This is a genomic window from Klebsiella sp. K-Nf6, assembly GCF_002806655.1.
Classification (GTDB): Bacteria; Pseudomonadota; Gammaproteobacteria; order Enterobacterales; family Enterobacteriaceae; genus Klebsiella; species Klebsiella variicola.
Window position 1 is genome coordinate 46,751 of the sequence record NZ_PIBN01000019.1, and the last position, 23,851, is coordinate 70,601.

Here is a 23,851-nt window from a genome sequence, read left to right on the forward strand (position 1 = left end):
GTTGGCCACGCCTTAAAGTGGCAGGGAACTGGTTCTGCTGAGGTATAACCCCGGAATCAGAAAGCAAAAACCCCGATAATCTTTCCATTCTTGGCGGAGTAGAAGATTAACGGGGCCTTCATAAACTGCATAGAACGTGTTGCTCTATGCAGGGAGTATAGAATTATGCCCAGAAAAGTTCAAGACTTTCTGTGCTCACTCCTTCCGCGCAACATAAGCGCAGGAAGCGGTGACTGATCATAACCAACAAAGCCCACGCAAGTATGTTCAGGTAAACAATCCTGAACCTGTTTTCACGGTTCCCCTGGACTACACTCCCTGGCCTTTCTCGCTGAAACTTATGGTAAAAGCCAATGGTTTCACTGAAAGTTTCAGTTTCGATATCGCATCAGCGATGTCGCGTAGGGACGGAATACGAAAACGTAAACCCCCATTTTTGCGCCGCAGAGCGATGAATGCGTTGCTCATGGCGATGTGTTTTTATTACGATCCCCTGTCAAATAAAGTTTTGCGCTCACTCAGAGAGATTGTCCTGGAGTGCGGACTTGCAACTAAATCTCTTTCTGGCGAAGTGTCCATTACACGAGCAATCAGGGCACTGGAATCGCTGGAAAAAGATTTTGAATTTGTTGCCTGCTCATCGGATTGCTATTCAACTGCTGAGGTTTTTTTCACTCCTAAGCTGTTCGAATTTCTTGGCGTATTTCCACTCTCTCTGAGCGAAGCCAGACTGAAGTGTCTGGCCGCCAAAAACAGCGGCAGGGAGAGTGCAGATGAGTAATGCGCACAATCCGCAACACTGGAGTCAGCTGGATACGGAAGAACAGATCCGTTTCTGGCAGGGGGTAGAGGACGGCCATGTGGCATCTTTTCTGGTTTCCCCGGAGAAGAAATCCACCCGTCGCCGGCGCGGCGAGCACTCCACAAAACCCAAATGTGAAAACCCGACCTGGTTTCGACCGGAGCATTACAAAAAACTGGGTGGCCAGCTGGGGCACGCCTATAACCGTCTTGTTCAAAAAGATCGCACCACTGGTGAGGTGCGACTGCGTATGCACGTATCGCTTCATCCGCTGTACGTCAGGGAACGCCGTCGGGCTGGCCGCCGGTATGGCTTCCGGCCGGAAAAGCAACGTCTGCTGGATGCTATCTGGCCAGTGCTGATCAGCTTCTGTGATGCTGGCAAGCTGACGGTCGGTATGTGTATTTCTCGTCTGGCAAAAGAACTCAGCCAGAAAGACAGTCATGGAAAAGTTATTCCGGAAACAGAGGTAACAGTCTCACGTCTGTCCCGGTTGATTGACGAACAGGTTCGTTTTGGTGTCCTGGCTGTATCTGAAGAAAATAGCTGGGACAGGGAATCCCGTACCTGGCTTCCTAAATACGTCTATATCACCGCGTTAGGGTTTCAGATGCTGGGAGTGGATCTGGAAAAACTTGATGCGGAACAACAAAAAAAGCTCCGGCAAAGCGAAGAGCGTCGTCGTCTTATCGAGGAGGGGATTCTGCGTGAAGATGAGGAGATCTCCCCGCGTGCAGCACGTGAGCGCTGGTACCGTCAAAAAACTCTCGATGCACTGAGGTTCCGTCGGCAGCGTGGCGCCGGGCGTAAACGAGCTAACCGCCTGGCCAGATATTCTCGTGAGCGCCAGATCCACGAAATGTCGCTTCATATCCTGAAGACAATGCCGGCAGACGAGGCTTACTGGTGTACAACGGAGCGGCTGCAGCAGCTGGCCATTCAGAACCTGTATCAGCTGGAGCTGGCCCTGGCTCCGCCGTCCTGACGGATATCGTTTTGCTATTTTTTCTATGCCCCTGCCCGGGGCTTTTGGCGTTTGTCCGGATTCATGAAATTGCCTGTTTTTTATCCACCTGACGTTCCGGCCGTCGGACCATCGCTGGTTTGAGCACGTATACCCTGTGACGTTCGCACCAGGTTTTCACTTATCCACAAAAAACCGCAAATGAATAAACAGGGAATTTAGCAAAAGGGAAACAGCAAACCTGCAAAACAGTCTTACCCCCCCTTTTTTAATCCCCTGCATTGCAAGCAGCAGGGAGATCTTTTGTCTTTGCCGGCTCTGTGAATAACTCAGTGAGGCCTTCGCTTACAGCGGCCGCAAGCGTCCGCGTCGCTCAGATAAAAGTAGCTCCCATCGCTTCGCGACGGGCCCGACCGGAGAACTACATTAGTTACAGCATTCATAATGGTGTTCATCATAAAACCGGCGCCGGTTTGCCAGCCGGGTGCCCCTCCCCACCACTGAAAAGCGCCGCCGCCCCCGGCCGAAGGCCGGGAGTAGTGTCGCTTTTAATGATGGGTGTTGTAACTACTCTTCTTCGTCGCTGTGGGTGGAGCTGCGGTCAGTTGTCTGGTACACGCTCGTAAGCGGCCCTCCGGCCCGCTAACGCGGAGATACGCCCCGACTGCGGCTAACGCCTTGCCGGGACCACTCCGACCGCGTACAAAAGCATCTGTAACGTTTTAAGCGGGTTTAAGCTAGCCAGGGCAGGGGGTAGACAGGCAGAATTTATGAACGGGTAACCGGCTACGCCGGGCTTTCGGCGCCATTTGACTCTACCGATACATGTAACATCATCAGGCGCCTCCATGCCGCTGACGCGGCATCCAGAGGATTTCCGATGCTGTAGGCTTTAACGTCTGCTTTGTGCCAAGAACGGAAGTAGCCCACAGCACTTAGTGTTAACTAACGGGGTGCAGGTCAGTGCAATGTGTTGTTCGGCAGAACAGGCAGTCAGTAGGTGATAGTGGAAGTTTTTGGTGCGAAAGGCAGCAACAACGCAGCACAGACAGCAACCCGGGGCCGTGGAAAATAATGCAACCAGACACCGTGATGCCTTGGGGAAACCTCGTCCTTCAGGCAGGGGAGGAAAGGAGACGGTTTTCCGGCAAACATGGTTTTCCGTGTAGGCTGATGTACCAGCACTGATTATGGTTGTGCTAAAGACCTGGAGAACTCTAATCCAAGGCTCTGTCCGGACCGAAATCATCCGGCACGATGCGTGTAAATGATACCGTCAGAGCGTACCGCAGAAGTCTACTTTTCAAGCTTACTTTTAATAAGTAGATTTTTATTTATAAAAAAGGGTGAGATGGCTGACATAAAGTACATTTCCTGTTACGTTACTTCTAAATCCTCTTTGGAGTAATAGAATGATCGCCAGTACAGTTTCCTCATTAACGATTCCATTTATTTCTGGTTTGTTAAAAAAAATTGGTGAAAAATCCGCAGAGAAAGCCATCTCGAAAGCTGGTGAGGTTATCCGATCAATAAACATCTATAAGACGCTTAGTGACAGCAGTTCAAATAAAAAATACACTGAAAACCTTTTGAAAAAGGTATTCACATTCAGAACAATATTAAGCGGGGATAAAGATGTATATTTGGATCAAATATATTATCCGCTTAATGTATCCAGTTACAAAAGAAAAAACATAACCATAGATGATTATGAAAGCTTAGAACAAGAGCAGCGTATTTGTCTTGTCGGCGTTGCCGGACAAGGTAAGACAATGACCATGAAAAAAATGTTCCTTGAAGACTTAAATAAGTCTCTTTTTTTTCCAATCTTTCTAAGCTTAAGGAATCTTGATTTCTCAAAGGAATTATCATTAGTTGAGGCACTAGAGACACATTTCATAACAAACGGCGTTGACTGTAGTAAAACTGACGTGTCAGCATTATTGAAAAATAACCCAGTGCGTTTATATCTTGATGGGTTTGATGAAATTCCTGTAAGCCACAGAAAACGAGCAATAAAATTCTTGGATGAGTGTGATATGCAATGGAACTGTAGTGTTATTTGCTCCACTAGACCTGATACGGAATTTTGTAAACTTCCGGCATATACTACTTATAAAGTAGAATACTTAAAGGAGCTGGATGTAAGAAATATCATACATCGGAACATCACAAATGTTAATTCCGTCAGGCAACTCAATAAAATGTTAGATGAGAAAAAATTCCTTCATGAATCTATCATAACGCCCATATTAGTTGATATATTTATAGTAACTTGCTTTGGATTAGGCAGAGACCCTGAGAATGTAACCTCCTATTATGATGCGCTTTTTTCATCTCTGGCATATAAACATGACTACCACAAAATTTTCTCCCGTGAAAGACTTAGCACGCTAAATGATATACAACTCGAGAATTGTTTTATTTATTTTTCTTTCATGTCACACTTAGATCAAAAAACAACGCTTGACAGAAACACCTGCTTATCTATTTTTAAGGAGTCCTTAGAGTTTATAAATAAAGAAACTGAAAACGAGTATGATGTAATGATGGACATTATTAACCTCACTAATCTTCTTGTAAACGATGGTTATGATGCTTATACATTTATCCATAAATCGATACAGGATTATTATGCAGCGAGATTCCTTACAAAAAGGCCAGATGATGAACAAATAGAATTTTGGAGCGAAGCTAGTTGTTTTTATGAGCGTAACTTTTGTTATATGTGTAAGTGTTTAAATGAAATAGGATATTATAATGATTATGTATCAAATATCCTCAACACTTCTAAGAAATTAAGTAGAAATGGTGTTGTTTCGTATGTTAACTTTGAAGAGGTTAAATCAATTTTAGCCGGTGTTAGCATCAATTTTGATGCAAAAAATTTCCAAAGCATGACATTTAAACTTTTGAGAGGAGAAGATGAATATAATGAAATTGAAATAATTGAAAGTATTTACAATAGGGTTATTTTCAGTAAAAGATTTATACCACCTTATGATTTTCTTTACACATTCTGTTTGGATAATAACGACATGATTAAAGAGAGGCTATCGATAAGTTCAAACAAAAAACATTTATCGAGAGCGACATCTTATTTTTTAGATATTCATGCCGAAGAGTTTTTTAAGGTTTTTCCTGAGATTGTAACTGCTACTGAGAAATATGTTTCTTATATAAACAACAGCCTTGACTTATTATTCAAAGAGTATGAAAGCCATATGGCTCTAGGGCTCACCCAGTCAAAAAGTGCAATGAGATTAATAAAAAACAGAGCTAGAAAGCGTTCAGGTTAGTGGGTTGACCCTGAGCGCTGAAAGCTCACTCGGGTTGACCAAACATTTAGTAAATCATCGTTCTGTATGCCGTCATGAGTCTCATACTTTGAAAGCAGCGATCGCTGTGGTGAGACTGTAGCGCGGACATGTCTATTTGGTCTGAGGGGGGGGAGGGGAGTGCGGACGAATTCCTGGACCTTCAGGGGTTAATTTATGCATTCATACGAGGACCGGATCCGGGCCGTCGAACTCTATTACCGGTACGGAAAGAAAGCCTCCGTTGTCGTCATGGAGCTGGGATATCCTTCCACAAAACAGCTGGGCCGTTGGGTTCGGATTTATGAAGAGAAGGGCGATTTACCCAGGGAATTAAAGCCAAGAGAACGCTATTCACGGACACAGAAAATTGCTGCTGTTGAGCATTATCTTACCTTACTGTGGCGAAATCGGCCCGGCACCGGAAAATTTACTCGCCCGGGATTTTAGTTCCTGCAGGCCAAATGAGAAGTGGCTGACCGATATTACGGAGTTCCAGCTTCCGGCTGGAAAAGTCTATCTGTCGCCGGTTATCGACTGCTTTGATGGCCAGGTTGTAAGCTGGTCGATAGGAACACGCCCGGACGCGACGCTGGTGAATACGATGCTCGATGAAGCACTCGATACGCTCAACGAACATGATAAACCGGTAATACACAGCGATCGTGGTGGCCATTACCGGTGGTCGGGCTGGCTCGATCGTATCAACACATCCGGACTTATAAGGTCCATGTCGCGCAAAGGATGCTCGTCGGATAATGCTGCGTGTGAAGGCTTCTTCGGGCGTATCAAAAACGAAATGTTCTATGGCAGAAACTGGGCTGGTATCACGCTGGAAAAATTTATCTGCTTCCTGGACAGGTACATACGCTGTTATAACGAGAAACGTATCAAGCTATCATTAGGTGCAATGAGTCCGGTGAAGTACCGGCAGCATCTTGGGATCACAACATAACAGTCCAGGAAAACATCCGCAGCCCCGAGACGGACATCTCAAATTAGCTACTACATCATCACTACGCTTAATGCGTTTTATGTTAAATATCATGCACTTAACGTCAAATTATAACTACTCTACTGCAATGACCTGCACACTATCACTGCCGGCACGGCTTCAGTCAGGATAGATGGATTCTTTTCCGGCATTAATGCCCTGAAGACGGACACGGTCTTTGTCAGGCAAATGGATACCCATCAGGCGAAGAATAAAGCCGCGCCCCCCCCGGTTAACCTGACGGTTATAGTCATACAGGGCAGCATTTTCTTTTTTAAGCTTTGACCATTCATGCATGAGTGTTAGTACATCGAGATCGGTAATGTGCTTCACTTCATCGCCGATACGTACCGTGAAAATTCCTGTTCCCGTCATGATGATCCCCTACGGAAATATAAGTTTCAGATTATCGTTGTTCATAAGGTCACCTGTTCTATTTCACAAATTTCCAGATACCTGGCGGTACCCGGTCATATAACTTTCCCATCGTCATCTCCGCCAGCCGGTGATCCACCGCGGCATTGAAATGCTCAAGCTCATCATCTGACAGGGAATATTTGTTTTTTTCTATAACCCTTTCCAGGGTGTCCTTCGAGGTACAGCGTCGAAGTCGTAAAATCCATTCCTGTTTCGTCATCTTCTGCTACATCCTGAGGTGTCCCGGTAATTTCATTTTGTAATATACTTTCCTTTCACTCGGTTATGAGTGAACCATTTTGCCGATATGATGTAAACCACAAAAGTTATGAGTGCGGAAAGGCTGTATATCCGGAGAACAGGTACCGTTTGATGAAATCGTATCATCTGGCCGGAGTCATCTGCAAGACTCATTAATGCATTGCTGTAAGTTTCAATCTTAAGAAAATGGTAGTACGGTTCCATCACAACATGCAGAAAAAATAAATTAAGCAGATACGTCAGAGAAAACACCTTTTCCTGCCCGTTAAAGGGTGTGTACTGCGCAAAGCCGAACATCCATCCTGTGAACATCAGAAAACAAATCGCGAAATACACCACCAACCATACCGCTGTTTTCATCACTGCCCCTCATTATATAATTTGTCGATAACGCAAATGGCATTCAGGCGTTCAGGTCCGTGCCGTTCTGTTTCTGATATTCACTAATGCTCAGACCGGACAAACGGATTTTATCCGAAACCTCCCTGAACTGCTCTTTCCAGCCATTTGTCAGATGTCTTTGCGACGCGATTTTACAGGCGACGCTGAACGGCGTTCTCCCCAGTTTCTCGGAAAGCCAGAAAAGATGCTTACCAATATCATCATTCGGGACGCCATCGAGCGCATCCAGTAATAAAGTTTCCTCTTCAGCCACCCAGGCCTGGCGGGCATTCGGAAAGCGTGGGTCAGGTACAGGTGCCTGTTTCTCTTCCTTCGGTTTCGATGCTGCCGGTACCGTAGGCTTTTTCATGCTGACGCGTGCTTTCATGGCGCCGATGGCCGCCACGGCCCGCACCAGGGTTTCACGCTCCTGGCGGGTGAGCAGATCATCTTCACAAATCAGGGTGTTCAGATTATCGATCAGGGTGTCCAGTCGGGTTTCAGTGACTTTCATGGTTCAGCTCTTGTTCCTTGTGGTGGTTGGGTACAGTCCCGGTTCTCATGCTCCGGGCCGGAGATCGTCAGTCAGTTTTTGCAGCGCGTGCCGCTCACGCCAGGATGAACGTGGCTTGCTGAAGACAATGGGCTCAGGGCCTCTCTCCTGTTCCGGCGTCGTTCCACACCATCACCTTGGCCAGATGCTCCGCCACCTCCCGTCCTATGTAACCGGCCAGGATAGCCAGCGCCATGGCGCCCGCTTCACGCGACAGCGGACTGCAGAACCCGAATCCGTCCGTCATCAGGAGCCACTGCAGTCGTTCCGTCCAGTGCTCGCCGGGTTTGCGTACCGGCGAAAACACAATCTCCGCCAGCTGCTCGCGGTTGCAGTACAGCTGGCGCTGCTCCAGGTCGTCCAGCAGGCTGTTCAGGTCGCGCCGGTCAGCTTCTTCCTGACTCATCAGCGGCCAGCGGATGCGGTGCCACTGCAGCTCCTGCGCCTGGTCGACCGAGAACCCCGCGCGGGCCAGCAGGTCAGCCAGCGCGGCCTGCGTGTCATCCTCAAAGCCGGTCGCCGTGAGCGGGAATGCCTCCGGACTGTCGCGCAGAACCTGCAGCAGGCGCGCCGGCGCCGGCAGCGCCCGCAGGGACGCTTCAGGACTGACCACGGCGAGTCGAATATCCTCAGTCAGCCCGGTGATCCCCTGCGCCTGCAGCGCGGCGTCCAGCTGGCGGTACCAGGTGCCGGTCTGGTCCGCCGGCGCGGTAACGTTCCGCGTGCCCGCCTCCGGCGCGGCGCTCTCATTGATCTGCACCCGGACCGCAATCCCTGCATCGTGGCAGGCCTGCAGCCAGGTGGCGACCTGCAGGGGATCGCCTTCCAGGCGTGTCACCTGCCCGGCCGTGCTCCACAGCTGCAGGCAGGTGGTGTCGTCAAGACGGATCACGTAGTCGGCCCGGCACGCCAGGTGCCAGCGATCGTCCAGCGCCACCGGCCGGTCGTCAGCCTCATCTGCCTGGACAGGCGGGACCAGGGGCAGAACCCGGACTGCCGTCGCGCGCTGCTCCGCCAGGACGCGCGCCTGTTCGTCAGCGAGAAGCGGGGCGGCCAGCGTCCTGCCGGCGTCCGTCAGCTCAACGGCCAGCTGCATGTTCGGGGCGCGCAGGGTGCGCAGCCAGCCCGCGGCTTCCATGCGCCGGCAGGAGGCCCGCAGGTTCGGCCCGTACACCGGGGCGTCCCCGCCCTGCTCCAGCACCCGCTCGATATCGCGCGTCGCCACCGGCCCCGGACATTTCGCATCGAGGGCGGCCAGCACAATCAGCACCCGCCGCTGCAGCGGCGACGGACGTCGGGATTTTTCCCGCATCATTGTCCCTCGTTCCTCTGAGAAATGAGCGTTTTTAGCCGTTTATAGTCTGCTTCGACCCGTGTGGTGGCCAGGCCCGTGTGTCCACGCAGCGCCAGGAGATACCAGAAGCGGAGGATGTCATGAGCCTTGTTCACTTCCCAGACATAATGGGTTCCATCCCTGCGAAAATCGCATTGCTTTATTTCCTCTTCTGCCATCTGCGTCATTTGCTCATAGCTGAGCGAAAACATCATTTCGTCATCCATCCTGCCCGCTCCGTCTGATAATGTCCGGTTAAGTGAAAATTCATCTCATGAATGATTATTTACTGAAGTGGTATATATCATATCAGATATGATGTTTATATTAATGACAAATATCACATTCAGTATGATTTTATGTGAATTGCCAAATTATCATATTCATTGCCGGTTTCCCGCCTCACAGACACGAAAAGAAGCTGAACCAGCTGGAGATCTCAGACGACGGAAGTCTCCAGCAATGGAGAGATGGATACGGCAGGTTCATAACAACCGCTGGCGTGTCTTCAGTTGGCACAGATGGACGCTCTTCGGGCAGGGATGTCTTCAGGACGAACGAGATCTGTCAGACAAATGGATACCCATCAGACGCAGAATAATGCCACGCCACCCCTGGTGAACCCGACGGTTATAGACATTCAGGCCCTTTGTGTTGGTGACTGGCCTTCCGATTTTCGGGTCAGTTTTCCGAGTATTCACTCGGACTGTCGTCACTCAAACTGTTATCCGGTATGACCACACGGTGACTTTCAATTATCATATTGATGATTTTGCTTCGTGGCCCTTCGCGCCAGCGGACATCGGCATAAAATTGCGCAAGCTCGGTTTCCATTTGAGATATATCAGAAAATGCGCGAACGAGATAATATTTATCCTTATTATCCAATGAGTTGCCAAACCTCTTAACATTCAGGCCGCATGACTCATGTAGAGGGATGCTCTGTTCTTTCATTACCGCATGGAATGCTTCACCCGTCCCAGGTTTCAAGGTGTACTGGAGCACTTCGATTACTGATGCCATTGTGTTTGTCCTGAAGAAAATTTCATTAATATACTGATAATAAAACATATTACATTTTTAGTGCGTGAGTCATTTCCATTTTTACTGCATTACGCATAATCGGCATAAAAAATGCTGCCCAGTTGCATGATTTAGTACATGCCATAATCATTTTGCGCAACACAGGAAAAAACACCGTCACAAAGAAATGGCTGAACATTTTATTCTATGTGATACCTCCATTACAAAATGTTGCTCTGAAGTTTTAAAATGTCACGCAATGTGCGTTGTTTGTTAAAAATGCTAATGTTAGCTTTACATCACCTATACAATGTAAGGATATTTAAACATAATATAATTAGCGTATGAATTAAATTTCCAGGGATTATGAAAGGTGGCGTATCTCAGCAACAACCATTGCTGACTATGCTATGGATACAAATGGATTAGGGAAAAATTTATGCAACACACAGACCTTCTGATGATTGGCTGCGGCCCGTCAAATCTTGCCGTGGGCGTTGCTCTTGAAGAACGAACGGCACCACACGATATCACATCCTCCATTATTCTTGAAAAAGACGACTCTGTTTGCTGGCACAGAGGTATGCTCTTTCCTGAAGCACAATCACAGGTTTCTTTTTTGAAGGATTTAGTCACTCAACGAGATCCTACAAGCCAGTTCAGTTTCCTTAATTTTCTGCATAAAACAAAACGCCTGGACGATTTTATCAACCTGCAGACGTTTAACCCTTACCGAAAAGAAATATCCGTTTATTTACAATGGGTCGCGGATAGCCTTAAAAAGACCAAAGTAGTCTACAACAGCAAAGTAACCGCTGTTGAGCCAGATATTTCATCTGACGGAAATATCGCAGGATGGCGAGTATCCGTGGAAAACGGAGATATCTACCACGCAAATCGCCTTATATTCGGCGGTGGACGTGATCTCAATATCCCTGCAGTTTTTGAACATGTATCGCCGGGAAAAGTGGTGCACAGCGCACATTTTCTGACTACGCTTGGAAAAACTGACACATGTGCATTCAAAAATATAGCTGTGATTGGCGGTGCGCAAAGCAGTGCTGAAATGTATCAGTACTGTATTGATAACTTCCCTGATGCTGACATAAAGATGATTATGCGCTCCATCGGCCTGGTGAACTATGAAGGCAGTCAGTTTACCAACACATTGTTCCAGAACAACTACATCAACACCTATTTCAATGCTGACGATGACAGCCGAAAGAAAACGCTGGCTGCCATGCACACGACTAACTACTCAGGTGTGGCACCATCAACTCTTTCAGGACTCTACCGTTTTCATTACCTTCAGGATATGCGTGGGGAAGAGCGGGCAACCATGTTGACACAGTGTGAAATACTTCATGCTGTTGATGACGAAAATGGCGTGCTGCTTACATGGAAAAATAATAAAACCGGGCAGACACATTCAGAACGGTTTGACATTATTCTGCTGGGGACAGGGTATAAAAATAAAACACCTGAATTATTAACAACCTTATCCGAACAACTGGATTCTGAGCATATTCGTGTTGATCGAAATTACAGAGCTATTCTGCCATTTTCTCCTGGCGTATCTCTGCATTTACAGGGGACGAATGAGAGTACCCACGGGATAGCCGATTCACTGTTAAGTGTTCTGGCATTTCGCTCAAAAGAAATTCTGGATGATATCACTGCATAAAATTTAGGGAAAAATAATGCATTCTTTTAAAAAACTTGAACGCAATAATTTGCGTTTCGAGAACAATTTGCATGCCCAGCGATTGCTTCCGTGGCCGGAACTCAATGCTCCTTTTGAAAGTTCATGGTGCGTCATTGCTCCGGGAACAACGTCAACACCGCATGAACATCATGAATATGAAATATTCGTTGCTGTTAAAGGCGAGGCTTTTATTCTTTGCGATAATAAAAAAACCTCCTTTAAAGCCGGTGATACTGTCCAGTTTTCTCCATTCACCCGGCATTGTGTTATCAACGAAAGCGGCGAGCCTTTTGAAATGTACAGCATCTGGTGGGATGCTGATATGTCAGAACGTTTTACTCATCGTCATCAATTAAACACTCAGGTACCTACTCATGACTAAAACACTTATTATCGCCCCGCCCCCCACACCCAATGGCGATTTGCATGTCGGTCATATGGCAGGCCCTTACCTCGCCGGAGATATTTATTCCCGATATTTACGTATGAAAGGGGAATATGTTAACTACGCGACCGGTACAGATGACAGTCAAACCTATGTCGTGACCAGCGCCCATAAACTTAATACCTCTCCTGAGAAACTATGCCAGCAGTCTGCCGACGATATCTGTAGCAGCCTTAAAGACTGGGGTGTTGCACTGGATGGTTATGCCCCGTTTGATGACGAGTATAAAAGAATGGTGTATGCCTTTCTGACACCATTGTTTAACGAGGGAAAGATCCGCCTGAAAACAGTGAAGCTTCCGTACTCACCGAGGCGTGAAACGTTCATGGTTGAATCTTTTGTTTCCGGTGAATGTCCTGTTTGTCTGGCGCAGTCACGTGGCGGTTTGTGTGAGAACTGCGGCCACCCTAATAACTATGATCAGTTAAACGAACCGATGGCAACCCTGCCTCCTTACGAACCGCTGGTATATAAAGAAACTGAAATTCTGGTCTTCCCGGTAGAAGAATACCGTGCTGAACTGGAGCAATATTACGCGACAAAAAAAGGCCACTGGCGCCCGCATATCCTTCAGTTGATGGACGAGTTATTCAGCCGCGAGCTGATTGATTTCCCGATCACCTATCCAATAAGCTGGGGCCTTCCTTCCCGTTTCCCGGGCACCGAAGGGCAAGTAATAAACGCCTGGGCGGAAGGTATGGCGGCTTCCATGTACTGCAATGCGTGTGGAGAGAAAGATCTCAGTCCTGTTGATGCAACCTGGCGCGCTGAAACCGGTAACCGTCTGGTGTATTTCCTTGGCTTTGATAACTCTTATTTCTGGGGTGTTACGCATCTTGCTCTGCTGATGGCGCATGACGGAAAATATATACTGCCTGAATCTATTGTGTCTAACGAGTTCTATGAACTTGAAAATGCCAAATTTTCGACCAGTCGCGGTCATTTGATCTGGGCCCGGGATTTGGTCAGAACTCTGCCCCGTGACTACGCCCGGTTTTATCTCTGCCTGACCAGCCCGGAACATAATCGAAGCAATTTCAGCCGGCAGGCGCTCCAGCAGATACTGAACGATCGCCTGATTGCATCATGGAACACTCTGGTCAGCGAATATAACGCCAGGAACTGGGCTAAATATTCGGATGATGCCACTGAGAGAACGTCAACAACTATAGCGGCCATGCACTCGCGACTGGAACTGACCTGTCGCATCGATACATTCAGCCAGAGCAGACTGGCAGACTGGATACTTCATCACATCACGCGGTTGCAGGAACTGATTTCAGGCGAAAAGGATATCAGTCTGAATGCTTTTAATCGCCAGTTGCAGGTGCTCGTCGAAGGTATGGGGCTGATTATGATTGATCTTCATCGTGCCATCACTGAGACCGGTATTACGGATTACAACAGGCAATGGGGATTACCAGAGCTACTCCCGATTAACACTTTTGCTGAAAGTGAATCCTATGCGTCCTAATATCGCCATCATCGGTGCCGGTATCACAGGCGTCATGACAGCGTTAGCTTGCGCCCGTGAGGGCGCAAGTGTTGACCTTTATGATGCAGGTGCAATACCCAACCCCAAAAACCTGTCATGGGCGTACGGTCGTTTGTGGAAACACGCTCATGAAAACAATGCCATGCTGCAACCTCTGGCCGCTTATTCCAGAAATTACTGGCACACACTTATTGGAGGAGTTAACAGCACTTTCGGCTGCCATACGCAGTCCTTTCGTGTTGTGGATAATGTAACGTGTCAGCATTTAACCCAACTTTATGAGTCCCTTGATATCGGGTTTGACGTTCAGGAACCCGACGCTTCTGTCCTCAGTCAGCAGTTGAATATATCCTCTCCTGACAAGCTGTTATTCATCGGGGACGATGCCATGCTGCTTGATGCACGTAAAATTTATGCCTACCTGTGCCATGAAATGGAGGAGAATCCAGGGATCAGCCTGAAGCCCTTCCATCGTGTTGATCTCAGCACAATTCAGGATGGCAAAAGCCTGCTCATCCAGGGAGAGCGAAAATATTACACAACGGTGATTTGCACCACCGGTACTCCGATTGCCGAACACAACTCAGATCCCCTGTCCCGGCCAGTGTCTCAATATCAGGTGCATCTCGATGTTCATCTTAATGATGACCAGACTCCTTTGTTCGGACCGGTGCTGACGATGGGAGACAGTAATTATTCATGGTGTGTGCCGTCGCCGGATCGCAGAGTGCTGAAAGTGAGCGCCAGTCGCTTCTCATACCCCACCCCACCGGACAGCAGTCACCAACTGGCATGTAAGGCGTATTTACTTGACCAGCTGCGCATCAGCTATGACAAGGTCAGGCTTTATGTGTCGCCCTATTTTGAAATACCGTCTGCTGCACGACAAAAACAGGCTTACTGGCGGGAACACAACACCGCTGGCTGCCTCATCATTGAAGCCTGTGATGCTTCTGTTTTCAAAATAGCACCGGCGTTATCGCAACAACTCTGCCGCTATGCCATTCACGGAGTTAAAGAATGAGTAATGAGACAATATTGCAGAACGATGCGTTGTATCGGATCAGCAAACGCAACGAGAATTTGATACTTTTGGCTTCACTGGTGTCCACGCTGGGTAGCGGGATCCTCACTATCGCTAACGCACTGATTATCTCTGAAAGCATGGGGACGGCAAAAGCTGTCGGTACGCTATTCATTTTAATTGCCCTTCCACAGGCGTTTTTTTCCCTTCTGTTCGGGAAACTGTCTGACGTCTATGACAGAAAGAAGATCTGTATTTTCACTAACCTTGTAAATACGCTGATTGTGTTGGCGGTCTTGGCCGGTATTAATACATTCTCCAATCCATCAATGATTATATTTGTCTGTAGCTTCATGCTTTCAATGACGATGGCAATGTTCTTCCCGGCAAATAACGCAATAATCAAAGACTCGGTTGAGTCCGGCAGAATGGCCGCTTTCAATGCCAGACTTGAAATGGCTGTACAAATCGGGGCACTGACTTCCGTGGCGATTGGCGGCTTCCTTATCCAGTTGATCGGCGTTGATTTTGTTTTCGTGCTGAATGCCGCGACTTTCATCATCAGTGCCGTTTTATTTTATATGTTGTCACCGAGAGAGCATGAAATTGTGGGGGCTTCCGGCGGCAGTCACGACACCAGTACAACAGAGTCTGCCCCAGCGTCAGCTGTCAGAAAACCCTGGCTAATGCTGCTTTACGGGGTTGGTAACATCATTGTTACTGTCAGTAATATGCTTCTGGTTTTACTGGTCACCAAACATTTTTCTTCCGGTGCCGGTGTTCTCGGTATGGTGGATGCCCTGGCCGGTGTGGGCGTTGCCATCGCAGCGGCAATGACTCCTTTCCTGCAGAAGCGATTCTCGCTGCTGACAATCGTGCTGTTTGGCTATGTGGCCAATGCGGCATTTATTGCCCTGCAGCCCCAGTTTTCACTGACCTGGCTGATGGTATTCTTCCCTCTTGGCGCCGTCTGTTTTGGTCTGGCCCGTATTTCATGCCGGACTCTTATGTTTAATACGATCCCGTCTCATTACACCGGACGTTTTTTCGGGTTCAGTAATGCAATCGGATTAACGTCAGCTGTAATCCTGACCTACACCATCGGTGGACTTGTTGATAACACCACTATTCTCGCGGGTTATGTGGCACTTGCTCTCGCCGTCGCATCCCTGTCTTTACTGGCTTCGGCTCTGGTTTTTAAAGGAAAAGCAAAATGAAATTACTGGCGATTGAAGTGGGGCAATTTGGCGATTATTACAATTCTCGCTATCAGCAGGTAGAGCAGTATGGTGTTGAACTGTTTGTGTTGTCCGGCGTGGCTGACAGCGATCACTGGCATGCAGGGCGTTTTTTTATCTCCAATAGTATGGATATCAGTGATCTGATCGCACTGGCATCGCAACTGCATAAGGATTTTCATTTTGATGGTGTGTTCACTTTTGCTGAAAACAGTGTGATTGCCACTGCCATGATCGCCAGTGTACTGAATCTTCCGACAATTCCGGTGGAGGCAGCAGTGAAAAGCCGTAACAAAATCATCATGCGTGATGCCCATCGCACTGGCCATGCGCCTCACCCGGAATACAGGCTGACTAACACGCTGGCAATGGCGCTGGATGCCGCCGCTGAGCTGGGTTATCCGGTGATCCTCAAACCGACACTGGGCTCTGCCAGTCAGTTTGTTTATCGCGTTAATAACAGTCTGGAGATGAAGGAATTTTTCCCGAAAGCACTGGCCGGTATCAGCGAGATGAGTCAGTTTAAAAATGAGGGTATCACGGACGTTCTGGGGCCAAATTCACTACTGGTAGAATCGTACCTGGACGGTCGGGAATTTCTGATAGAAGCCTATATCTGGGATGGCAATACCGTTCTGGGCTCTGTTGTCGACCGGGTCACCCTGGAAGGGAATTCTTTCGACGATGACGTTCATCATGCACCGACCGATCTTTCAGAGCAGGATTTGCAGCAAATGCACGCTGCTGTCCACGCCGGAGCGGTGGCCCAGGGGCTGACCCGTAGTGTTATGCATGCCGAAATACGTTTTCACCAGGGAAAACCATATATCGTTGAGATTGCAGCGCGCCCTGGAGGCGGTGGCCTTGATTTTATGGCACGCCTCTCGGCAGGTTACTGCCCGATTCAGGCTGTTATTGATATTGCCTCCGGACGAAAACCGGATTATCAGCATTACAGCCCTACAGGAAAACATACGTTCGCACTTTGCCTGATCTCCGACCCTGGCTGCATCGAATCCATTCTGCTACCGGATAACATCAAACACGACCCAGATACATTTATGCTGAAGGTCATCTCTCATCCCGGTACAGTGATAAAACGTCCACCTATGGGTAACGATATTATTGGTTTCCTGGGCGTGATGGGGGCAAGCCGGCAGGAGACGGAAGAAAAAGCAATGCGCTACAGCAAGCAAGTGATAGTGACTACACGTTGAAAAAAATCGGACTGGCGATTGCGTTAGGGAAAGACGCCAATAGCCATACACAAACGTTCATTGAGGCTATTAACTATAGCCTCAAGCATTTCCCTGAGTTCAAACAAAATACGCTTAAAATTGTCAATGATGAAAAATCACTGGATGGGGGCATTCGCGCTGCCGGCGAGTTGATTGAGTGGGGGGCTGACGTGGTGGTAGGACATTTTTCCAGTATTGCTGCTCTGGCTGCACTGCCTTTGTACTCACGCCAGTCGATCCCATTAATACTACCGGCTTCAACAGCCTGTGAATTGGGTGATTATAACAGAGTAAACCAGATTGAATTATTCCGGTATCAGAAAGATAATTCAGAACTGATCTCCTATTGCCTCGAAGACGGTATTATCAATCACATGGAAGGGAACGTTTATGTCGTGGTGCAGGACAATATGTACGCTAACCGTTTGATGGATTATATTCCCCTGATGAGTGATGTCAGGGTAATTCGTGAATTACCGGGCAGAATTGAAAGAGAAGATACCTTCATCATTATTGGTTACAGCGATTTTGCATCCCGTATCATTAAACTACTGTCTCAAACGCAAATTTACCGGATACTCCTGGTTGATGATTCTGACAGCTCAGAAGCGCACAGGTCGTGCATTATACGTCCTCAGCGCCTGTCTCGTGTTCGTTCTGCCTCTCATCTATCACAGCACGGACTGAAGCGCCCGTACTGGAATGAAACCTTACTGGCGCTTTCTCTGGCTTCCGGTGCGCTGCCCTCTGTTCAGGGCAGAACGGACGGCGGATTAAGGTTCAGCACTTATCTGGGCTTACAGGGTTTCGACAGGTCCCATTGTTATGAAGGTTGCAATCTGGTCTCAGAAGATTTGGATTAGCCTGAACCTTATCAATGATTTAAAATCAGATAATTACAAAATTGCGCGTGTATTACTGATATGGGGGAATGGTGTTATGGCATTCCCCGTCCCGACGGTATCCCGCTTTCCAGCGCCAGTCCGGTGATCTTCACAAACGCCCGCATATTACTGGTCAACAGAACGACACACCGGCCAGTCGCATTGCGGCTTCGGGCCAGGATAGCACCGGAGCGCATTCGGGCTAAAGGGATGACCGGGATCACGATACGATGATCGCGCAACAACGCATCAGGGCCTTCAGTAAGTTCCGCACGTGGTCATCGATCAAGCATGGCCCGGTTTAAAAAAATACGCTGAGAGTTCGGCTGCGGTGATATCAAACTCAAGCTGCTGTATTAATTGTGCCAGTTTTTTCTCCGCAGTATCACGATCGATCTGATTCTGTACTATCTGGAGAGCAACCTGTTTTAGCTCCGGAGGGAGGTGTTCCAGATCGATATGATTATCACCCGAAATTTCATCATCCGGATTGTCGAAGAGCCAGCCGTAACTCATGAGATCACCTCCGGATTTAGTTACCTGCCGTCTTAACCGCGGCTAACTTCATCATCAGAAAATGAAGTTCATTAGCGACCGTTTCGTTCATATCCTCACGCCCGAGGCATTGTTTTAAGGCATCGGTTAAAATGTCAGCCTGTTCAGGGGTTAATCCGGTCTGGATTAAAGTGTTAATATGCCCGGTTAAGCTCTTGTGTTGTGACATCATGCCAGTTGTCTCCGTTACATATTTTTATCGGTTTTATTTTACCCAGTCTTCCAGCACCAGGCCCGGTACCCGCTCAAACTCTCTCACATTGTTCGTCACCAGGATGGCGCCCGACGCGATGGCATGTCCGGCAATGGCCGTGTCGTTCGGGCCGATCGGTGTCCCGGCGAGGCGCAGCGCCACCCGGATGTCCGTCGTGGCGTCCACCGCGGCGCGGTCCCAGGGCAGGATGGCATCGAGGCGCGCGCAGAACGCTTCGACCAGCTGAATATGGCGCGGCGAGGCCTTCGGGCCGGTGGCGCCGAAGCGCATCTCGGCATACGTCACGGCCGAGACCACGATGCGGTCACCACGCAGCACCGTCTGCTCCAGGCGCTTCAGCACCACTGCTGGCTGCTCGCGCATGATGAACGAGCAGATGTTAGTGTCGAGCATCCAGGTTTTCTTCATGGCTCAAAGCGTCCTTCATCGCTGACCACATCTTCACGCTCCGCCATAAAGTCTGGATCGGCCCTGTCCAGCTGCACGAATGAGCCCCAGGTCGGGCGGACGGGACGCAGGATGATGCTGTCCCCTTCCCGGACGATCTCCAGCTCGCTGACGCCGTCAAAATCCAGGTCCCGGGGCAGACGGATGGCGCGGTTATTGCCGTTTTTGAATATCGAAACTGTGCGCATGGATGTTCCTCCTCTCCGATCTGCATGGTGTGTGATTGCATATGTGCAGTATATGCCTACCTGAGCTGTTTGTATAGGTGTCACATATGCAGATGACAACCATATGCGTATGCCTGCCCTATGCAGATGCCCGGCATATAGATATGCTTAACATATCCTTTTCTCGTTTTTTCACCGCAGATCCGAAAAGTTGCTGAGTTGGATCTTTGCCGATGAACCGCTCAAGAGAGCAGTATGGATAACGCCAGTATTGAATTTTTCGAATGGTTTTAGTGCAGGTTGACAGGCAGCTATGAGCGAGGAGCGGAAGTTGGCATTTGTCATAACCGCAGGGATGTAGGACTAACATTGGCGTGTAATAATCAACCGGAAGCAGGTCACGATAACCTGTTAAGTTCAATACTACTAATTGTTAGATGGAAAATGTATGTAATAGGGAGTAACTTAAATGAAAGATCCTGTGTTGCCGCCAAATACATTTCGGTTATTTTAATAAAAGTTAAGGGTTACTATATGTTAGAGTTTAGGGTTATTGAAAGAGGTGGGTATATTCCTGCAGTGGAAAAAAATAAGGCCTTCCTACGGGCAGATGGCTGGAATGATTATTCATTTGTTACAATGTTTTATCTTACTGTCTTTGATGAGCATGGTGAAAAATGCGATATCGGAAATGTTAAAATTGGTTTTATCGGTCAAAAAGAAGAAGTAAGTACTTATTCATTAATAGATAAAAAATTCAGTCAACTCCCTGAAATGTTTTTTTCCTTAGGTGAAAGTATTGACTATTATGTTAATCTCAGCAAGTTAAGCAATGATTTTAAAAATAACCTTCTTAAAGCTATGCAGGATTTAGTAGTACGGCCAAATCGATTAGTCGACATTGAAAATGAAAGTGTCCTTAACACCTCATTACTTAGAGGGGTCACTCTTTCAGAAATTCATGGGCAGTTCGCACGCGTGTTAAATGGTTTGCCGGAATTGTCAGATTTCCACTTTTCATTTAACAGAAAAGGTGCTTCCGGATTCAGTGATTTAACTATACCTTTTGAAGTGGCGGTTAATTCAATGCCCAGCACGAACATTCATGCTTTTATCGGGCGGAATGGGTGTGGCAAAACAACAATTTTGAATGGGATGATTGGTGCAATCACCAATCCAGAAAGCAATGAGTATTTTTTCTCTGAAAATAATAGATTTATCGAGTCACGAATCCCAAAAGGATATTTTCGATCGCTTATTTCAGTTTCGTTTAGCGCATTTGATCCTTTTACTCCTCCTAAAGAACAACCAGACCCTGCAAAAGGTACACAATATTTTTATATTGGACTTAAGAATGCTGCCAGTAATAGTTTAAAATCACTAGACGATCTTCGTCTGGAATTCGTTTCAGCATTTATTGGTTGCATGAGAGCAGATAGAAAGAGACAACTCTGGCTTGAAGCCATTAAAAAACTAAGTAGTGATGAAAACTTTTCCAATATGGAACTCATCAGTCTCATTTCTAAATATGAAGAATTAAGACGTAATGAATCACAGATTCAAGTAGACAATAATAAATTCACTAAATTGCTTTATGATAATATTAAGAAGTATCTGCTACGAATGAGCTCTGGGCATGCAATTGTTTTATTTACTATCACAAGATTAGTAGATGTTGTTGGTGAAAAGTCATTGGTTTTATTCGATGAACCAGAGGTTCATTTGCATCCACCTTTGCTCTCTGCTTTTTTACGAACATTAAGCGACTTACTCGATGCACGCAATGGTGTAGCAATAATTGCAACTCATTCCCCAGTAGTACTGCAAGAGGTTCCAAAATCCTGCGTGTGGAAAGTTCTGCGGTCAAGAGAAGCAATAAATATTATCCGTCCGGATATTGAAACTTTCGGTGAGAACTTAGGTGTTTTAACTCGTGAGGTGTTTTTACTTGAAGTGACAAATTCAGGATACCACCATTTATTATCACAGTCCGTTGATTCAGGGCTTTCTTATGAAGCTATTCTAAAAAATTATAATGAACAGATAGGATTAGAAGGGCGAACTGTTTTAAAAGCGATGATAATGAATAGGGATGAAGGTAAAGTACAATGAAAAAACTACCTCTTCCAGCGAGAACTTATAGCGAAATGCTTAATAAGTGCTCGGAAGGTATGAAGCAGATAAATGTTAGAAATAACTTCATTGCTCACTTCCCCATTTTTTTGCATAAAGAACAGCAATATAGAGCATTAAGTTCAACAGGTCAGTTATTTACCTACGCTAGGACACACCCTCTTGCACCTACAACCTTGGTAGTTGGTAACCTAACAAAGGTTAAATTAGAAAACCTTTATGAAAATAATCTCCGAGATAAAAACAAACCCGCTAGAGAATATTACGATGACATGCTAGTTTCATCAGGTGAAAAATGCCCATTTTGTGGTGATATAGGACAGACAAAAAATATCGATCATTTTCTTCCTGTTGCACATTATCCTGAGTTTTCGGTGATGCCTATTAATCTAGTTCCGTCATGCCGCGACTGCAATATGGGGGAGAAAGGTCAAGTTTTCGCAGTGGATGAGGAACACCAGGCGATTCATCCCTATATCGACAAGGATATTTTCTTTCGTGAGCAATGGGTATATGCAAATTTCGTTTCCGGAACCCCGGGAGCTATCAGTTTTTATGTTGAATGCCCGGCGACCTGGCGGCAGGAAGACAAACACAGAGCTATTCATCATTTCACGCTTTTAAATATTGCTAACAGATATCGCTTGGAGGCAGGAAAACACTTGAGTGAAGTGATTACTCAAAGAAACTCTTTCGCAAAAGTTATAAGACAATTTAGTCCAATCGCCACCTCTCAGCAGCTACGGTCGGCATTTATTGAAGCAAATCTGAAACCTATTATAGATTTGAATGATTTTCCCAATTATTGGAAAAGAGTTATGTATCAGTGCCTGGCAAACTCAGCAGAGTTTTTCAGGGGGATCTAGAACATGATGAAAGATAGAAAATTAAGACGCTTATTGAAAGTGAACGCATACTTTTAATATGAAGGGTCTATTTTTACAAAATCTGGTAGTAATTTGCTAACCAATTCCTGGGCAGGTCATTGGCAACAGTGACTTGCCCCGAGAAAGATGTTTGCAATTTCCGTTCTTGGCACAAAGCGGCCTTCAACAGCGTCCACACTGTCAGAGGTCAGGACGGACGTTCTGGCAGAAAAATGATGCGTGCCGTTTCGTGGCTGATTCGCCGTCAGGATAATTTGTTCACTCAGGGCAATCATCATCGCCCTTTCTTTCCTGAATAACAATAATCCCCCAGTCACAACAATCCGCCACCTTTTGTGCCATTCATGCAATAATCCTTCTCCTCTTCTCCGGAGATCCGAAAAAAGGTAATACCGGAAGTGGCAGGTACCCTGATGGTTTTGAGAAATCGCTAGGTAATGTATGCCCGCTGGAATTTATCTCGCTACGTTACCGACATGTCTGGCTCTGGTATGGATAATGAGGCAACAGAGATTTTGGAGAAAAAAAATGCGTTATACCCGCACCAGCACTGCAACTGATGTCACTGATACACTCAGACAATACCAGGCTGATTTGCTGGCAGGTCCCTGCTGGATGTCGGTATGGCCACTGATAGAGCGGCTACTGAGTCGTGAGAATGAAATGCAGTCGGTCTGGCAGAACATTGCCCGTCAGGCACTAACCTGGCAGCAATGTTATTGTCTTCTTGAGCAAATCATACTGGCGGGCCGTTTCAGTAGAGCTGATATCGTTTCCCGATTGAAAGCGGATTATCACCAGCTTGAAGAACTGAACCGGACTATCAGTAAGACGGCCGCTGAACTGGCAGAGATGATATTGGCCCGAGATGAGATCCTGAACCGGAACGCATTCACACTTAAGAGAACCACGCACATTGTGGAACTGATGGGGATGGCTGAAGATAATGAGGGACTTTACCGTTCTTATATTCATGAAACGCTCGATGGCCTGACCTGTCGTTATGAAGGTAAATACTGGCCAGGGCTCCCTGGCGTCCTGCAGGTTATAGCCAGGGAGCACCCGGAAATTGGTTGTCTGTCAGAAAGCGATCGGGCCATCATTAACGGGCGCGGCAAAATACTCCCCGATTATCTCCGCGAATTATTCAGTAGCATCGAGAACGTCAGGCAGGGCCCATGGGGTCTGCCGAAAGACTTTACATTGACGGACAGTAGCCTGGCAACGCTGGCCACTGTAACGCTGGAGTATACTGAAGTGATCTCCGCTGATACGGTAAAAGTACACCGGAGTGAATTCAGCAAAAGAGGCGAACGGGGAGCATGGCCATTTAAGCCACTGAAGGCTGTCGATATGTAGACTCCTGATGTGGAC

The 23,851-nt window shown here is 47.2% G+C and carries 26 protein-coding genes and 1 pseudogene; 15 read left to right on the forward strand and 12 right to left on the reverse strand.

What is annotated here, in order from left to right; genetic code table 11:
• The first annotated feature begins 165 nt into the window (after positions 1–165).
• From tap to CWM61_RS24160, 5 genes and pseudogenes are all read left to right on the forward strand, one after another.
• A complete protein-coding gene (tap, locus tag CWM61_RS24135; RefSeq protein ID WP_100632104.1) occupies positions 166–237 on the forward strand; it encodes a RepA leader peptide Tap in 72 nt (23 codons plus the stop codon).
• The gene (repA, locus tag CWM61_RS24140; RefSeq protein ID WP_100632050.1) at positions 230–781 is read left to right on the forward strand and encodes a plasmid replication initiator RepA; all 552 of its coding nucleotides are present in this window, start codon (positions 230–232) and stop codon (positions 779–781) included. Before tap ends, repA (CWM61_RS24140) begins: the two co-directional genes overlap by 8 nt.
• On the forward strand, positions 774–1,787 hold the full coding sequence (repA, locus tag CWM61_RS24145; RefSeq protein WP_025712717.1) for a plasmid replication initiator RepA: 1,014 nt from the start codon (positions 774–776) through the stop codon (positions 1,785–1,787). The genes repA (CWM61_RS24140) and repA (CWM61_RS24145) overlap by 8 nt, the downstream gene beginning before the upstream one ends.
• Before the next feature lie 1,391 nt (positions 1,788–3,178).
• Positions 3,179–5,065: an NACHT domain-containing protein gene (locus tag CWM61_RS24155; RefSeq protein ID WP_100632052.1), complete on the forward strand. Its 1,887-nt coding sequence runs from the start codon at positions 3,179–3,181 to the stop codon at positions 5,063–5,065.
• A 415-nt stretch (positions 5,066–5,480) separates the two neighbouring features.
• A pseudogene (locus tag CWM61_RS24160) lies at positions 5,481–6,038 on the forward strand (IS3 family transposase); the annotation flags it as partial.
• A 159-nt stretch (positions 6,039–6,197) separates the two neighbouring features.
• On the opposite strand, the gene CWM61_RS24165 reads toward CWM61_RS24160, so the two are convergent.
• The 7 genes from CWM61_RS24165 to CWM61_RS24200 form a co-directional block, all read right to left on the reverse strand.
• Complete coding sequence (locus CWM61_RS24165) at positions 6,198–6,452, reverse strand: hypothetical protein (protein ID WP_100632053.1); 255 nt, start codon at positions 6,450–6,452, stop codon at positions 6,198–6,200.
• Between the two features lie 58 nt (positions 6,453–6,510).
• Positions 6,511–6,714 carry an HHA domain-containing protein gene (locus CWM61_RS24170; protein ID WP_032736775.1) on the reverse strand — a complete coding sequence of 68 codons (204 nt, stop codon included), beginning with the start codon at positions 6,712–6,714 and terminating at the stop codon, positions 6,511–6,513.
• A 32-nt stretch (positions 6,715–6,746) separates the two neighbouring features.
• The gene (locus tag CWM61_RS24175) at positions 6,747–7,115 is read right to left on the reverse strand and encodes a hypothetical protein (RefSeq protein ID WP_100632054.1); all 369 of its coding nucleotides are present in this window, start codon (positions 7,113–7,115) and stop codon (positions 6,747–6,749) included.
• 43 nt (positions 7,116–7,158) lie between these two features.
• Positions 7,159–7,650: a DNA-binding protein gene (locus tag CWM61_RS24180; RefSeq protein WP_100632055.1), complete on the reverse strand. Its 492-nt coding sequence runs from the start codon at positions 7,648–7,650 to the stop codon at positions 7,159–7,161.
• A 133-nt stretch (positions 7,651–7,783) separates the two neighbouring features.
• Complete coding sequence (locus tag CWM61_RS24185) at positions 7,784–8,626, reverse strand: hypothetical protein (RefSeq protein WP_227521399.1); 843 nt, start codon at positions 8,624–8,626, stop codon at positions 7,784–7,786.
• 374 nt (positions 8,627–9,000) lie between these two features.
• A complete protein-coding gene (locus CWM61_RS24190; RefSeq protein ID WP_032415726.1) occupies positions 9,001–9,249 on the reverse strand; it encodes a hypothetical protein in 249 nt (82 codons plus the stop codon).
• Positions 9,250–9,703: 454 nt separating this feature from the next.
• Positions 9,704–10,045, reverse strand: coding sequence for an NIPSNAP family protein (locus CWM61_RS24200; protein WP_100632105.1), 342 nt, complete (start codon positions 10,043–10,045; stop codon positions 9,704–9,706).
• A gap of 439 nt (positions 10,046–10,484) precedes the next feature.
• Between CWM61_RS24200 and CWM61_RS24205 the strand changes: the two genes are divergently transcribed.
• The 7 genes from CWM61_RS24205 to CWM61_RS24235 are packed head-to-tail and all read left to right on the forward strand — an operon-like array spanning position 10,485 to position 18,053.
• Positions 10,485–11,729, forward strand: a complete 1,245-nt coding sequence (locus tag CWM61_RS24205; protein WP_100632058.1) for a SidA/IucD/PvdA family monooxygenase — start codon at positions 10,485–10,487, stop codon at positions 11,727–11,729.
• A 16-nt stretch (positions 11,730–11,745) separates the two neighbouring features.
• Positions 11,746–12,132 carry a cupin domain-containing protein gene (locus tag CWM61_RS24210; RefSeq protein ID WP_100632059.1) on the forward strand — a complete coding sequence of 129 codons (387 nt, stop codon included), beginning with the start codon at positions 11,746–11,748 and terminating at the stop codon, positions 12,130–12,132.
• A complete protein-coding gene (locus CWM61_RS24215; protein WP_100632060.1) occupies positions 12,125–13,669 on the forward strand; it encodes a class I tRNA ligase family protein in 1,545 nt (514 codons plus the stop codon). Before CWM61_RS24210 ends, CWM61_RS24215 begins: the two co-directional genes overlap by 8 nt.
• On the forward strand, positions 13,659–14,714 hold the full coding sequence (locus CWM61_RS24220) for an FAD-dependent oxidoreductase (protein WP_100632061.1): 1,056 nt from the start codon (positions 13,659–13,661) through the stop codon (positions 14,712–14,714). The genes CWM61_RS24215 and CWM61_RS24220 overlap by 11 nt, the downstream gene beginning before the upstream one ends.
• The gene (locus tag CWM61_RS24225; RefSeq protein WP_100632062.1) at positions 14,711–15,931 is read left to right on the forward strand and encodes an MFS transporter; all 1,221 of its coding nucleotides are present in this window, start codon (positions 14,711–14,713) and stop codon (positions 15,929–15,931) included. Before CWM61_RS24220 ends, CWM61_RS24225 begins: the two co-directional genes overlap by 4 nt.
• Positions 15,928–17,169: an ATP-grasp domain-containing protein gene (locus tag CWM61_RS24230; RefSeq protein ID WP_100632063.1), complete on the forward strand. Its 1,242-nt coding sequence runs from the start codon at positions 15,928–15,930 to the stop codon at positions 17,167–17,169. The genes CWM61_RS24225 and CWM61_RS24230 overlap by 4 nt, the downstream gene beginning before the upstream one ends.
• Positions 17,166–18,053: an ABC transporter substrate-binding protein gene (locus tag CWM61_RS24235; protein ID WP_100632064.1), complete on the forward strand. Its 888-nt coding sequence runs from the start codon at positions 17,166–17,168 to the stop codon at positions 18,051–18,053. The genes CWM61_RS24230 and CWM61_RS24235 overlap by 4 nt, the downstream gene beginning before the upstream one ends.
• 306 nt (positions 18,054–18,359) lie before the next feature.
• Here the strand turns inward: CWM61_RS24235 and CWM61_RS24240 are convergent, their stop codons facing one another.
• The 4 genes from CWM61_RS24240 to vapB are packed head-to-tail and all read right to left on the reverse strand — an operon-like array spanning position 18,360 to position 19,478.
• Positions 18,360–18,590, reverse strand: a complete 231-nt coding sequence (locus CWM61_RS24240) for a hypothetical protein (protein ID WP_100632065.1) — start codon at positions 18,588–18,590, stop codon at positions 18,360–18,362.
• Between the two features lie 16 nt (positions 18,591–18,606).
• The gene (locus CWM61_RS24245; protein WP_100632066.1) at positions 18,607–18,801 is read right to left on the reverse strand and encodes a hypothetical protein; all 195 of its coding nucleotides are present in this window, start codon (positions 18,799–18,801) and stop codon (positions 18,607–18,609) included.
• Positions 18,802–18,834: 33 nt separating this feature from the next.
• Positions 18,835–19,251, reverse strand: a complete 417-nt coding sequence (locus CWM61_RS24250) for a type II toxin-antitoxin system VapC family toxin (RefSeq protein WP_100632067.1) — start codon at positions 19,249–19,251, stop codon at positions 18,835–18,837.
• On the reverse strand, positions 19,248–19,478 hold the full coding sequence (gene vapB, locus CWM61_RS24255) for a type II toxin-antitoxin system VapB family antitoxin (RefSeq protein ID WP_100632068.1): 231 nt from the start codon (positions 19,476–19,478) through the stop codon (positions 19,248–19,250). Before vapB ends, CWM61_RS24250 begins: the two co-directional genes overlap by 4 nt.
• A gap of 279 nt (positions 19,479–19,757) precedes the next feature.
• Between vapB and CWM61_RS24260 the strand changes: the two genes are divergently transcribed.
• Both CWM61_RS24260 and CWM61_RS24265 read left to right on the forward strand, forming a co-directional pair.
• Entirely contained in the window at positions 19,758–21,569 is a 1,812-nt protein-coding gene (locus CWM61_RS24260) for an AAA family ATPase (protein WP_227521400.1), read from the forward strand.
• Entirely contained in the window at positions 21,566–22,456 is an 891-nt protein-coding gene (locus CWM61_RS24265; RefSeq protein ID WP_100632070.1) for an HNH endonuclease, read from the forward strand. The genes CWM61_RS24260 and CWM61_RS24265 overlap by 4 nt, the downstream gene beginning before the upstream one ends.
• 116 nt (positions 22,457–22,572) lie before the next feature.
• On the opposite strand, the gene CWM61_RS24270 is transcribed toward CWM61_RS24265, so the two are convergent.
• On the reverse strand, positions 22,573–22,755 hold the full coding sequence (locus CWM61_RS24270; protein WP_100632071.1) for a hypothetical protein: 183 nt from the start codon (positions 22,753–22,755) through the stop codon (positions 22,573–22,575).
• Between the two features lie 250 nt (positions 22,756–23,005).
• On the opposite strand from CWM61_RS24270, the gene CWM61_RS24275 reads away from it, so the two are divergent.
• Positions 23,006–23,836, forward strand: a complete 831-nt coding sequence (locus CWM61_RS24275; protein ID WP_100632106.1) for a hypothetical protein — start codon at positions 23,006–23,008, stop codon at positions 23,834–23,836.
• The last annotated feature ends 15 nt before the right edge of the window (positions 23,837–23,851 follow it).